General features: G+C 72.6%; 11 protein-coding genes. 2 read left to right on the forward strand and 9 right to left on the reverse strand.

Features of this window, described 5'->3' with window-relative positions:
• Window positions 1–110: 110 nt before the first annotated feature.
• From ACWEPL_RS20155 to ACWEPL_RS20165, 3 genes are all read right to left on the reverse strand, one after another.
• On the reverse strand, window positions 111–1,673 hold the full coding sequence (locus ACWEPL_RS20155; protein WP_452437069.1) for a cellulase family glycosylhydrolase: 1,563 nt from the start codon (window positions 1,671–1,673) through the stop codon (window positions 111–113).
• Window positions 1,674–1,784: 111 nt separating this feature from the next.
• On the reverse strand, window positions 1,785–2,987 hold the full coding sequence (locus ACWEPL_RS20160) for a tetratricopeptide repeat protein (RefSeq protein WP_452437070.1): 1,203 nt from the start codon (window positions 2,985–2,987) through the stop codon (window positions 1,785–1,787).
• Window positions 2,984–4,327 (reverse strand): AAA family ATPase, encoded by a 1,344-nt coding sequence (locus ACWEPL_RS20165; RefSeq protein ID WP_363978030.1) that lies wholly within the window; start codon window positions 4,325–4,327, stop codon window positions 2,984–2,986. The genes ACWEPL_RS20160 and ACWEPL_RS20165 overlap by 4 nt, the downstream gene beginning before the upstream one ends.
• A gap of 135 nt (window positions 4,328–4,462) precedes the next feature.
• On the opposite strand from ACWEPL_RS20165, the gene ACWEPL_RS20170 reads away from it, so the two are divergent.
• Window positions 4,463–5,164 (forward strand): hypothetical protein, encoded by a 702-nt coding sequence (locus ACWEPL_RS20170; protein ID WP_452437071.1) that lies wholly within the window; start codon window positions 4,463–4,465, stop codon window positions 5,162–5,164.
• On the opposite strand, the gene ACWEPL_RS20175 is transcribed toward ACWEPL_RS20170, so the two are convergent.
• The 5 genes from ACWEPL_RS20175 to ACWEPL_RS20195 all read right to left on the reverse strand — a co-directional run bounded on the left by ACWEPL_RS20175 (window position 5,165) and on the right by ACWEPL_RS20195 (window position 9,784).
• Window positions 5,165–5,914 carry a sulfite exporter TauE/SafE family protein gene (locus tag ACWEPL_RS20175; RefSeq protein WP_452437072.1) on the reverse strand — a complete coding sequence of 250 codons (750 nt, stop codon included), beginning with the start codon at window positions 5,912–5,914 and terminating at the stop codon, window positions 5,165–5,167.
• 57 nt (window positions 5,915–5,971) lie between these two features.
• Window positions 5,972–6,955, reverse strand: coding sequence for an NAD(P)-dependent alcohol dehydrogenase (locus ACWEPL_RS20180; protein WP_363978041.1), 984 nt, complete (start codon window positions 6,953–6,955; stop codon window positions 5,972–5,974).
• Window positions 6,956–7,054: 99 nt separating this feature from the next.
• Window positions 7,055–7,726: a response regulator transcription factor gene (locus ACWEPL_RS20185; protein ID WP_363978044.1), complete on the reverse strand. Its 672-nt coding sequence runs from the start codon at window positions 7,724–7,726 to the stop codon at window positions 7,055–7,057.
• Window positions 7,723–8,847, reverse strand: a complete 1,125-nt coding sequence (locus ACWEPL_RS20190) for a sensor histidine kinase (protein WP_452437073.1) — start codon at window positions 8,845–8,847, stop codon at window positions 7,723–7,725. The genes ACWEPL_RS20185 and ACWEPL_RS20190 overlap by 4 nt, the downstream gene beginning before the upstream one ends.
• Window positions 8,848–8,860: 13 nt before the next feature.
• Window positions 8,861–9,784, reverse strand: a complete 924-nt coding sequence (locus ACWEPL_RS20195; protein ID WP_452437074.1) for an AEC family transporter — start codon at window positions 9,782–9,784, stop codon at window positions 8,861–8,863.
• Window positions 9,785–9,863: 79 nt separating this feature from the next.
• Here ACWEPL_RS20195 and ACWEPL_RS20200 point away from each other — a divergent pair, with 79 nt between their 5' ends.
• Window positions 9,864–10,817: an NAD-dependent epimerase/dehydratase family protein gene (locus tag ACWEPL_RS20200; protein ID WP_452437075.1), complete on the forward strand. Its 954-nt coding sequence runs from the start codon at window positions 9,864–9,866 to the stop codon at window positions 10,815–10,817.
• Between the two features lie 15 nt (window positions 10,818–10,832).
• Here ACWEPL_RS20200 and ACWEPL_RS20205 read toward each other — a convergent pair whose 3' ends face one another.
• Window positions 10,833–13,151, reverse strand: coding sequence for a M28 family peptidase (locus tag ACWEPL_RS20205; protein WP_452437076.1), 2,319 nt, complete (start codon window positions 13,149–13,151; stop codon window positions 10,833–10,835).
• Between the last annotated feature and the right edge of the window lie 72 nt (window positions 13,152–13,223).

Consider the following 13,223-nt stretch of genomic DNA (forward strand, 5'->3'; position numbering starts at 1 on the left):
TGGATCGCGGGGCGGGCGCTCGTTCGGGGGCCGCGGGCGGGAGCGCGTCCGCCCGCGACGGCGGAGGGTCAGGAGCTCGCGACGGCGGGAGCCCGTGACGGTGGGAAGGGTCAGGAGCAGGTGGCGCCGGCGGGCTGGGCGGCCGCGCCGTTGGCGGTGAAGCCGACGGCGACCGACGCGCCGGGGGCGAGGTTCTTGGCGTAGTCGGGGCCCTTGGCGGTCCACGTGGTGCCCGACTGGGTCACGACCGCGTTCCAGCCGTTGACCAGCGTCACCCCCGACGGGAACGTCCAGGTGGCGGCCCAGTTGTTGATCGTGCCGGTGCCGGTGTTCTTCACCGTCAGCTCGCCCTGGAAGCCGCCCTGCCAGGAGCCCGTCTGCTTGTACGTCACCGTGCACTGCCCGGGAGGGTTGGGCGTGGGCGTGTCGGAGGGCTGCCCGGTGCCGCCGGTCGGCGGGATCAGGTACGGCTGGAGGATGGCCTGCTTGGCCTGGTTGACGGTGGTCCAGTCGTCGTTGAGGATGCCCCCGGTGTCACCGGAGTTCGGGTTCCACGACCAGTAGGTGAACGACATCCCGTTCACCCCGGTCCCCGTGTACTTCAGGAGCTCCTGCAGCCAGATCTTGTCCACGTTCGCGGCCAGGGTGGTGCCGAACTCGCCGATCATGATCGGCGCGATGTTCTGCTTGTAGAGGTAACCCCAGTACTTGTCCCAGATGGCCGGCAGGTTGGCGGGGTAGTCGGGGGCGTCGAACCAGGTCTGGTGGTAGACCGAGGTCGCGTAGTCGTGGGGCGAGTAGACCAGGCGGTTGGCCACGTTGAGCCGTACCGGATACTGGCCCGCCTTCGACAGGTTGCCGCCCCACCAGCCGCAGTCCTCGTCGTTGGTGGGATCGCCGTCCCACACGTTGGACAGGCCGCCGCTCGGACAGCTCACGCCCTCCACGAAGATCAGCCAGTTGGGGTTGACCGAAAGGACCGCGTTGCCGGCCCGCTCGGCGGCCAGCCGCCAGTCGCGGGCCTGGTCGCCGCAGCCCCAGCAGGAGCCGGTCGCGTTGGGGTTGGTGCCCTCGGCGTGCGGCTCGTTGTGCAGGTCGGCGCCGATGACGGTGGGGTTGTTCGCGTAGTGCTGGGCCAGCGCCTTCCAGTCGTTGATCCAGGTGCTCTCCGGCGTGGCGGCGACGTACCAGAGCGCGGACTGGCCCGCGGCGGTCGGGCGGTGGCGGTCGAGGATGATCCGCATGCCCTTGCCGCCCGCGTACGCGATGATCTTGTCCAGGATCTGCAGCGGCGACAGGCCGATCAGGTCGGGGTTGACGTAGTCGTTGATGCCGGTGGCCGTGGCGCCGGACTTGAGCGCGTCGTTGGAGTACGGCACGCGGATGGTGTTGTAGCCCAGCGAGGCCATCTTGTCGATGTGGCCCTTCCAGGGAGTGCTCGACCACAGGCCGTGGAAGGTCCGGTTGTCGGTCTCCATGCCGAACCAGTTCAGGCCGGTCAGGCGCACGGTCGCGCCCGTGCTGTCAACGATCTTGTTGCCGCTGGTGTGCAGGTAGCCGGTGCCCGTGCCGGCGGCCGCGCCTGCCGGGGCGGCGGTGGTCACCGCGACAGCGACTGCCGCTCCGGCCACCAGCGTGGCCAGGGCGGCCGTCATCGCCTTGGACAAGTGCATGGGGGTGCCTTTCGGAGAGGGAGAACGCGGCGTCATGCTCGGCCGCCGTCTTCACGCTCGTCAACGCACCGTGGGTTCTACGGCTGTGACCAGGCAGAATGCTTGAAAGTTTCACCGGGCAGGCTGGCGCTCGGGAGCGGGGAACAACCGGCGTACGCCCGCGGCCACCCAGATCGTGCCGATCCCGGCGTACAGGGCCAGCAGCGCGGCGCTCGGCGAGCCGAGGACCACGGACGCGACGATCGCGACCACGAGCAGCCCCGTCCAGCCGTACAGCACGCGGCGCCCGCGGGCCGAGCCCGTGTGCGTGGCCTCCTGCACCGGAGTGACCAGCGCCATGAGCGCCGCCCCCGCCATGCCGAGCGCGTCCTGGCCGAGCGCGATGCCCAGCGCGAGCACGCCCACCCCGGCGGCCAGCAGCGCGCAGCTCGCGATGGCCACGCGGCCCTCGACGCCCTCGAACAGCAGCTTGGTCGCCTTCGCGCGGGCCAGCCGCAGCACGGTCACCGCCTCGGCCACCCACGCCGCCCAGTGCAGCACCGCGATGAGGACGAACACGGCGATGAGCGGCGGCACCGCGGGCAGCAGGAGGACCATCCGCCAGCCGCCCAGGAACCGGCCGCGCAGGTTCGACAGGATCCGGTAGAGCGGGTTGCGCTGCTTGAGCGCCGTGACGAGGAGGTCCCTGGCCGGGTCGAAGCCGGGATCGAGCCGGAGCACCTCGCGGAAGGCCGCGGCGGCCGTCTTCGCGTCGCCGGCGGCCAGCGCCGCGTGCCCGTACGCCAGGTGCGCGGTCTCGCTCTCCGGATCGAGCCGTACGGCGTCCGCGGCGGCGGCCCTGGCCTGCTCCGCCTCCCCGAGCTGGACGTGCGCCATGGCCAGGAGGCTCACCAGGTCCGACTCCTGCGGATCGATGGCCAGCCCCCGGCGGGCCGCCTCGACCACCTGGCGGTACTGGCCCAGCCGCAGGTGGGCGCGGGCCAGCAGCTCCCAGGTCGACGCCGACTCGGGGTTGTGCGCCAGCGACGTCTCGGCGGCGGTGACGGCCAGGTCCGGCCGCTGGATGCGGAGGTAGACCTGCCCGGCCATGTAGTGCGGGTACGACTGGTCGGGCGCCAGCCGTACCGCCTCCTGGGCCGCGGACACGGCCTCGGCGGTCCTGCCCTGCTGGACGAGGGCCAGGCCGAGCAGCGAGAACGCGGTGAAGTGCTCAGGCATGACGGCGAGCACGCCGCGCAGCTCCCGCTCCGCGTCGGCCGGGCGGCGCATCTGCAGCAGCGTGCCCGCCCGCTGGATCGACTCGCGTGGGTTCACCGCTTGCCCTTGATCCAGGGCATCAGCTCGTCCCACGCGCCGGACTCGTTGGCGTGCAGCACGTAGTTGCGCGCGGTGGCCAGCCACTCGCGCACAGCGGTGGGCCTGGTGACCTGGGCGACGGCCAGCAGGTCGTGGGTGTTCATCGGGATGGGCCGGCCGGCGCTGATCGACTGCTGGAGCTTGACCTCCACCGCGCGGTCCACCACGCCCTTCAGGTCCGCGCCGACGAAGTGGTCGGTCACCCGCGCCACCGCGTCGAAGTCCATCTCGGCCAGCGGCTTGTCGCGGCAGAGGAGGCGCAGGATGGCCGCGCGGGCCGACGGGTCGGGCGGTGGCACGAACACGAGCTGGTCGAAGCGGCCAGGGCGGCGGAACGCCACGTCGATGTACCAGGGAGCGTTCGTGGCGGCCAGCACCAGGACGCCCTCGTTGGCGTCCTGGTCCACGCCGTCGAGCTCGGCCAGGAACTGGTTGACCAGCTGCCGGGTGTGGGCCTGGCGCATGTCGGAGCGGCGCGCGGCCAGCGCGTCCACCTCGTCGAAGAACAGCACGCACGGGCGGTTGCGGCGGGCCAGCTCGAACGTGGCGCGCAGGTTGCGCTCGCTCGACCCGACGTACATGTCGAGGATGTCGGACAGGCCGACGTTGACGAACGACGCGCCGAGCTCGCCGGCCGCGGCCCTGGCCAGGTGGGTCTTGCCCGCTCCGGGCGGGCCGTACATCAGGACGCCGCCGCCGGCGCGCTTGCCGTACGCGGCGAACAGCTCGGGCTGCTGGAGCGGCAGCAGCAGCTTCACCCGCAGCGCCTCCTTGACCTCGTCCATCCCGGCCACGTCGGCGAAGGTGACCTTCGACTTCTCCACCTCCGCGCCGGAGGGCGCGTCCGCCGGGGTCGTCGCGTACGGGGCGGGCGCCGCGGGCACGGACGGGGCGACCGGGGTGGTCAGGCGCGCGGCCAGCTCGGGGTCGGCGACGGACGCGTCACGGGAGACCGCCTCGTGGTAGCGGTAGGCCGCCCGGCCGAAGTCGCCCTCGCCGAGCAGGGCCCTGGCCGCGAGCACGCCCATCCGCGGCGGGTAGCCGGGCGAGGCCAGGAACGGCTCCAGCGCCGAGAGCGCCGCGCCGTGGGCGCTCTGCCGGACGAACGCCTCCGCCAGCCCCGCCGAGATGTCCGGGTCCTTGGGCGCGAGCAGGAGCGCGGCGCGGAACTCGGCCTCGGCGTCGGCCAGGTACCCCTTGGTCAGCAGCTGCTCGGCGAGATGCCGGCGGAGCGGGAGGTTGTCCGGAGACAGGCGGGCCGCCTCGCGTAGTGCTTGGAGGCCGGCATCGTCGGGCACGTGCCTGGTCCCTTCTGTCGCAGGATTCGGTCGTACTAAAACTACGCAGATTACATCCTGGTAGTGCTGGCTCTACCGTCGGTTCTCGCGACAGCGCCCGTGTGCGCGGGCGCGCCCGCCGCTTGGATCGGTGGCATGACGATCACGCACACGCTTCCCGGGCGCTGGGTCGAGGGCGCCGGGCTGGTGCTCGGCCCGTCGCTGCTGCTCGCCGGGGTGCTCATCCGGGCGGGCGAGGGCGACTTCTTCCCCGACCAGCTCGCCGCCTACGCCGCCCACCCGGAGCGGATGGTCCTGTCCTACAGCCTGTACGCCGCCGGGGTCGTGCTCCTGTGGCCCGCGGTGACCTCGCTGGCCCGCCTGATCAGGACCTCGCACCCCGGCTGGGCGCAATGGGGCGCCACGCTGGTGGTCCTCGGCCTTTTCGGACGGGTCTTCCACGCCGGGGTGAGCCACCTGGCCTTCCACCTGGTGGACGCCCTCGACCTGGCGTCGGCCCAAAAGGCGGTCAGCGCGACTTACGGCGCCTTTCACGTGTTCAAGGCGGTCAACGTCTGCATCATGGCCGGCTGGATCGTGCTCGCCGTCGGCGCCTACCGCGCCAGGGCGCTCGGCGTGATCCGGTGCGTCTGCCTGGCGCTGGCGGCAGGGCTGCCGCTGGGCGTGCTCAAGGGCAGCAGCGACCCGATCTCGCTGGTCGCGCTGGCCGGGCTGGCGGTCGCGTTCGTGCCGCTGGGCGTCGCCGTGCTGCGCGCCGGCCCCGCTCCCAGGTGGTGGGCCGCCGCCCTGGTCGTGGCGCTGATCCCGGCCGCGTTCTTCTTCGGGCTGTCCGGCTGATCAGGTCGCCAGGAGCTTGACGATCGCGACGACGCCGATGCAGACGATCACGCCGCGCAGGATCGGGGCGGGCAGCCTGCGGCCCAGCCGCGCGCCGAGGAAGCCGCCGATCGCCGAGCCCGCCGCCACCAGCAGCACGGCCAGCCAGTCGACGTCCGCGACCAGGATGTACAGGACGGCGGCGGTGAAGTTGACCAGCAGGGCGAGCACGTTCTTGGCCGCGTTGATGCGCTGCAGCTCCTCGTCCAGCATGATGCCCATCAGGCCGATGAGCAGGATGCCCTGGCCGGCGCCGAAGTAGCCGCCGTAGGCGCCGGCGGCGAGCGTGCCCAGCCACAGCCAGGGCCCGCCGTGCGCGCGTCCGGGCCGGGTGGACAGCAGGCGGCTCAGCCTGGGCTGGATGAGGACCAGCGCGCAGGACAGGGCGATCAGCACGCTGACGATCATGTTGAAGCTGCTCTCGGGCAGGGTGAGCAGCAGCAGCCCGCCGGCCAGCGAGCCGATGACAGAGGCCGGGGCCAGCCTGAGCAGCCGCTCCCGCTGGCCCTTCAGCTCGGGCCGGTAGCCCATGACGCCGGAGAGGCCGCCGGGGACCAGGCCGATGTTGTTGGAGACGTTCGCCGTGATCGGCGGCAGGCCGACGGCCAGCAGCGTGGGGAACGTGATCAGCGACCCGGAGCCGACGACGGTGTTGATGGCCCCGCCCGCCACCCCGGCCGCCAGCACCGCGACCATCTCCAGTGGTGTCATGCTCGGAACTCTAGGACACATCTCTCTTACTAAGACAAATCAGTCCAGGATGTGGGATCAGATGGAGATCACGACCTTGCCTGATGCGTGGCCCTCCTCCTGGTAGCTGACGGCCGCCGGGATCTCCGCGAACGGGTAGGTCCGGTCGATCACCGGGTGGATCTCGCCGCCCTCGATCAGCTCGGCCAGCGTCATGAGGTTCTGCCTGGTCTCCGTGCAGGGCACGACCTGCGTCACGACCACCCGCTGGGACACGAACAGCCCCGCGATGACCGTCGCGAACACGTGGCTCGCGGGCTGGAACCAGCGGCCGGCCGGGCCGCCGACGAGGACGTGGGTCGCCTTGCGGGTCATCACCCGCCGGCAGGCGGAGCCGGAGCGGCTGCCCGCGATGTCCAGCAGCAGGTCGTAGCGCCGCCCGCTCCGGGTGAAGTCCTCCTTGGTGTAGTCGACGACCTCGTCGGCGCCGAGCGACCTGACCAGGCCCACGTTCCTGGAGCTGCACACGCCGGTGACGTGCGCGCCGAACACCTTGGCGAGCTGGACGGCGAACGTGCCCACGCCGCCGGAGGCCCCGTTGACGAGGACGCGCTCCCCGGGCTGGACGCGGCCGTCGTCGCGCAGGGCCAGCAGGGCGGTGCCGGCCGCCATCGGCACCGCCGCCGCCTCCTCGAACGAGACGTTCCTCGGCTTGAGCGCCAGCTCGCTCTCCGGCACGCACACGTACTCGGCGAAGCCGCCCCGCTTGGGCATCGCGTACACCTCGTCGCCGGGCCGGAACCCGGTCACGTCCTTGCCGACCGCCTCCACCTCCCCGGCCACGTCCGCGCCCAGGACGCTGAACCGCGGGGCGCGCAGCCCCGGGCCGCCGCCGCCCATCACGCGGGCGACGTACGGCTCGCCGCGCAGGAAGTGCCAGTCGTAGGGCTGGACGGAGGTGGCGCGCACCCGGACCAGTACCTCGTCGTCGCCCGGCACGGGCTGGTCGATGTCGGTCAGGACGAGGGGTGAGCCGTACGCGGGAAGGACGAACGCTTTCATGGCTTTCTCCTTGTGGGGGACTCGCGACCAGTGTCGCCAGACCCGCCACGCCCGCTCTACGGCCGAAAGTACGACCTCTTCCCTGGCCGATCGGCCCGATCAGAGCCTGACGCGCTTGGTCTCGTACGCCCACATGGCGATCTCGACGCGGTTGCGGACGCCGAGCTTGAGCATGAGGCTCGCGATGTGGCTCTTGACCGTGCTGAGAGAGATGTGCAGCTCGTCGGCGATCTCGTTGTTCGTCCGCCCGCGGGCCACGGTGGCCAGGATCTCCTCCTCCCGGGTGGTCAGCGCCTCGCGGGGCTGCGCCGGCGGCGTGGCGCGCCCGGAGTAGGCGAAGTTCTGCAGCAGCCGGGCCGTGATGTTGGGGGCGATGAGCGCGTCGCCGTCGGCCGCCGCGCGGACGGCCTGGGCGAGCAGGTCCGGGCCGGCGTCCTTGAGCAGGAAGCCGCGGGCGCCGGCCCTGAGGGCGGCGTAGACGTACTCGTCGAGGTCGAAGGTGGTGATGACGACGACGGCGAGCGGATCGGCGACGCCCGGCCCGGCCAGGCGGCGGGTGGCCTCGATGCCGTCGAGGCGGGGCATCCGGATGTCGAACAGGCACACGTCGGGACGCAGCCGCTGCGCCAGCTCGACGGCCCGCCGCCCGTCGCCGGCCTCGCCGACGACCTCGATGCCGGGCTGCGCGTCGAGGATCATCCTGAGCCCGGTGCGGGCGATCTCCTGGTCGTCCGCGACGATCACCTGGATGTCGCGGTCCTGGGCGGTCACGTCGCCGCCCCGGCGCGGGGGAGCACGGCGGTCACGGTCCAGCCGCGGCCGGGGTCGGGGCCGGCCTCGCAGGTGCCGCCGAGCAGGCCGGCGCGCTCGCTCATCCCGATGAGCCCGTAGCCGGGCATCGGGTTCGCGGAGCTCGTCTCGCCGTCGTCGCTGACGAGCAGGCGCACCGACGTGTCGTCGGCGGCGACGTGGATCCGGATGCGGGTGGCGTGCCGGGCATGCCGTCGGGCATTGGTGACCGACTCCTGCGCGATGCGGTAGATCGCGGCGTCGACCGCCGGAGGCAGGTCGTCGAGGTCGCCCAGCATCTCCACCTCCACGGACGGGCCGAGGCGGACGCGCCCGGCGAGCTCTTCGAGATCGGTGATCCGCCGGCCGGGCGCCAGGTCCGCCGGCTCGTTGCGGCGCAGGACGCGGACCATGGCGCGCATCTCGGCAAGGGTACGCGACGCCTCCGCCTCGATCACGCGGAGCGCGTCGATGGCGGCCTCCGGCTTCGAGGGCGCCGTGGCCAGGCCCGCCTGCGCCCGGATCGCCATGGCGGAGACGTGGTGGGCGACGATGTCGTGCAGGTCGCGGGCCAGTTGCTCGCGTTCGAGCAGCTTGACCTGGTCGAGCTCGCGCATCCGGGCCCTGGCCCGGAACCGGAACGCCGCCCCCAGCGCGACGGCCGAGAAGATGACGGCGAACGCGCCGACCGCGTCGGACGGGGCGAGGTCGTAGAAGGACGCCGAGACGCCGACGGACAGGAGCATGATCCCGAAGCCGAGCACGATCTCGTGCCCCGACCCCCACCGGTAGAGCGCGTACACGATGATCAGCAGGAACGCCATCGTGTACGTCTCGGCACGGTGACCGCCCGTCGCCAGCGGGGCCAGCATCGTGGTGACGAAAGGGATCGCGAGCATCAGCAGCGGCCTGGTGCGCCGCCAGAGCAGCGTGAACACCAGCCCGACCGTGATGGTCACGGAGACGGCCCGCCACGGCAGGTCGGGGCGGACGACCCCTTCGAGCACCGCGAGCGGCACGAGCACCCCTACGAGCGCCCAGTCCCGCCAGACGCGTAACGGAGGATCGGGGGGACGGGGCTCGTTCCACAAGGAGCGAAACACGCCTACATGGTAATCACCCGAGGACCGCGCCGATGGCGGTCATGATCGGGATGGACAGGCCCGTGGTCAGCAGGACCGCGCTGCGGGCCAGACGCCGGGCGGTGTCGTAGTTCACCGCGTACACGTAGATGTTCTGCGCCGTCGGCAGGGCGGCGAAGAGGGTGGCGGCCAGGAGCGCGCTGCCGTCGAGGCCGAGGACCAGGCGCGCGGTCAGGTAGGCGACGGCCGGTTGGACGAAGGCCTTGAGCGTGACCGCGAGGAAGATGTCCTTGCCGACGCCGTTCGCCTCGGGGGCCGCGGGGGTGCGCTGGGAGCCGTACAGGCTGAGGCCGTACGCGACGAGGGCGACGGGCACGGCCGCGCCGCCGAGCAGCTCGACCGGGCGCATGACCAGGACGGGCAGGGAGATCCCGGTGATCGCCAGCACGAGTCCGAGGAGGGAAGCGACCGTGAGGGGGTTGCGGAACGGGAGGAGCAGGGCCGCGCGCACCGAGCGGGCCCCCTTGTCGAGGATGAGGAAGGAGACCGGGGTGAGGACGATCAGCTGGAAGAGCAGGATCGGGGCGACCAGCGCGCCGTCGCCCAGCACGTAGATCGAGATGGGCACGCCCAGGTTGCCGGCGTTCACGTACGACGAGGCCAGCGCGCCGATCGTGGCCTCGCGGCGGTCGCGGCCCCAGGCCAGCCGCGCCACCAGCACGTAGACGAGCTGGACGCACGCCACCGCCACCACCTCGGTCAGCAGCACCGGCGAGAAGAGGATGTGGAGGTCCGCCTTGGACACGGTGGCGAACATCAGCGCCGGGGTGGCCACGAAGAAGGCCAGACGCGACAGCACCAGCTCGTCGCTGGCCCGCAGCAGGCCTCCCATCCCGATCAGGTAGCCGATCACGGCAACGGACACCAGGGCGGCGAACGCCGCGACAACCCCCGACACTGACCAACCTCCGAAATGGGACGTTCAGCAGCGTATCGGGATGGTTGACCGGCGAAGCGGCGGGTCTACGCTGGGGCGCATGCGAGTAGCGGTGATTGGCGCCAGCGGTCATATCGGCACGTACCTCATCCCCCGGTTGGTCGAAGGCGGACACGACGTCGTGGCCGTGAGCCGGGGCAAGCGGGAGCCCTACAGCCCGCACGGGGCCTGGCAGCGGGTCACCCAGATCACCGCCGACCGCGACGCGGAGGACGCCGACGGCATGTTCGGGCGGCGGATCGTGGAGCTGGAGGCCGACGTCGTCATCGACCTCATCTGCTTCACGGAGACCAGCGCCCGCGACCTGGCGGCGGCGCTGACCGGGAAGGTCCGGCAGTTCCTGCACTGCGGGACGATCTGGACGCACGGGCCGAGCAGCCGGGTGCCGACGACCGAGGACATGCCCAAGCGGCCGCTCGGCGAGTACGGCAAGCAGAAGGCCGCCATCGAGGCCCACCTCCTCGAACGCGCACACCGCGACGGCTTCCCCGCCACGATCATCCACCCGGGCCACATCACCGGCCCCGGCTGGGTGCCGGTCAACCCGGCGGGCAACGTCGATCCGGCCGTGTTCCAGACGCTGGCCGACGGCGGCGAGCTGGCGCTGCCGAACTTCGGCCTGGAGACCGTCCAGCACGTGCACGCCGACGACGTGGCGCGGCTGTTCGTGGACGCCATGGTCAACCCGTCGGTCTCCGTCGGCGAGAGCTTCCACTCCGTGGCCACCAGCGCTCTGACGCTACGCGGTTACGCCGAGGCGGTGGCCGGCTGGTTCGGGCAGGAGGCGCGCCTGACGTTCCTGCCGTGGGAGCGGTGGCGGGAGACGGTGCCGGAGCGGGACGCGCAGATCACGCTCGACCACATCTCCTACAGCCCCCACTGCAGCATGGAGAAGGCCGAGCGGCTGCTGGGGCACCGGCCCCGTTACGCGCCGCTCGAGGCCATCTCCGAGGCGGTCGACTGGCTGGTCCGGGCGGGCACCATCACCCGCTGAGGCCGGTTCGGGGCCTCACCTCGCGCTGATCTCGTACGTACGGGTGACCGCCACGAGGTCGCCGTCCTCCCGGGTCGCCGCCACCACGCCCTTCGGCCTCGGGACGAATCCGGGCACCCGCTGGAGCCCGTCGGTCTCCGCGACGGCGGTCAGCCGGAACCGGTCCGACCCCGGGACCCGCAGCGAGATCTCCGCACCCGTGTCAGGCAGGCCGCGGAAGCGGATCTCGCCCGGCCACGTGTTGGAGCGGACCCCGGAGACGTCGACGCTCACCGGGGTCAGGCCGTCGGCGGCGGCCGTCGCCGCGGCGATCGGGCGCTCGACCCGCAGCGTGACCGAACGCGCCGCCCTGCCGGCGGTCACGCGGAGCCGGACCGTGTCGCCGTCGCGGCCGAGCACGGTCACCCGGGGTTCGGCGGCGCCGGCCGCCGCCGGTGCCCGTCCCGTCCAGAGGGAGGTGCCGCGGGCGTAGCCGGGGGGCAGCGGCGTGGTGTCGTGGCCGGACACGTACTTCCTGGTCCAGGCGGGCGGCTCCGCGTCGGCGCTGACCCAGTTGGCGGTCCTGGTGCCGGCGTCCATCACGTACGCGAGGTGCGTGCGCAAGGGGTTGGCCGGGTCGAAACCGTCCCGGGCCAGGCCGATCGGCACCAGCAGCACCGCGAGCCCGGCGGCGGCGAGCGGGACCAGGGACTGCCTGCGCTCCGGCAGGCACAGCTCGGCGATCGGCAGCACCGTCAGCCCGAACACCGCCAGCACCAGCGCGGGCACCCCGCCGAGCGCGAGGCCCATCCCGTCGAACGCGGTCCTGGCCAGGGCGGGCAGCAGCGCCGCCGCCACGACCGCGCCCAGGGTCACCGCCGTCACCTGGAGCACCGCCACCTGGCGGGCCGCGCCGCGCAGCAGGATCGCGGCCGTCCCGCCGAGCGCGCAGAACAGCGCGGGCAGCGTCAGCACGTACGACATGCCCGGCGCGACCTGGGCGCACAGCAGGCCGAGCGCGGCCGGCCAGGCCAGCGCGCCGACGGCCAGCGCCGCGGGGCCGAGGCGGCGGCGCAGCGGCAGGTACCAGCAGAGCAGCGCCAGCGCGGCCAGGACCACGACGGCCGCCTGGAACGCCTGCGGTCGGTGCAGCAGCCCGCCCATCCCGTCGTACGCGGGCCGCCAGGCCACCAGCACCTCCCACAACCCCTGGGCCAGGGCCGCCGCGAGCAGCAGCGGCACGACCCCCGACACGGCGGCGACGGCGAGCCGGGGCAGGCTGAGCAGCCGCCTTCTCCGGGCCAGCACCGCCAGCCCCGCGACCGCCGCCGCCGCGAGCCCGGCCAGGGGCCAGACGAGCGCGTTCGGGTACGTGACCATGGTCCCGAAGATCCGGAAATAGGTGAGGTCGTGGTCCGCGTCCAGCGTTTCGAGGTCGGCGCCGCCGAGCGCGCGGGTCAGCGCCAGCATGTTCGAGCCGTGGTGCTGCAGGCTGCCCCGGTCGAGGTGGGCGAGGGAGTCGTCGGCGGTGTGGTAGCGGGAGGAGCCCTCGATGTAGGCGAAGTTCATGCCGGTGAAGCCGCTCTCGGCCATCGGGGTGAAGTCGGTGTTGTTCGGGAGCAGCCGGTACAGCTCGCCCAGCGTGGAGTCGCCGCGCGGGTGCGGCACGGCGTCGGCGAACGTCTCGACCAGCCCGGCGTTGTTCCTGGACGTCTGGAACATCAGCGACGGCCCGCTCACGCCCCGGGCCTCCCAGTTGAGCAGCACCCCGCCCTTGCGGCCCAGCGGGTGCTCCCTGACGAACGCCTCGGCGCCCAGCACGCCGTCCTCCTCGCCGTCCGACATCAGCAGCACGAGGTCGTTGCGGAGCGCGGTGCCCTTGAGCGCCCGTACCGTCTCCAGCATGGCCGCGACCGCGGCGGCGTCGTCCGAGGCGCCCGGGCCCATGGCCGCGGAGTCGTAGTGCGCGGCGATCACCACCGTCCCGGTCGGGTCGCTGCCCTTCGCCGTGGCCACGATGTTGTCCACCTGCCCGAACGACGCCAGCCCGGCCGACGTGTTCGCGCCGATGGCCCGCTGCACCCGCACGTCGAGCCCCGCCGCGCGCAGTTGCCCGGCGAGGTAGTCCCTGGCCCGCTCACCGGCCCGGCTGCCGATCGGGCGCGGCTCGGTGGCGAACCTCTCCAGGTGGCGCAGCGCCCGCTCCGCGCTGAACTCCCCGTCCGGCGCCGAGGCGGGCAGGGGCTGCATGGTGCTGTCCGCCATGGCGGTCAGCATGATCACGCCGGCCAGCGCGAGCAGGGCACACAGCCCCGCCAGCGCCCGGCGGGGGACATCGAACAACTTTCCCGTCATGGCCAGGAACGCTAGGTACGCGGGCCATGGCGGCGGAATGATGCGCGTGCCCGGATCGACCTGCGGTTTTCC

The sequence above is a fragment of the Nonomuraea sp. NPDC004186 genome, assembly GCF_053603495.1.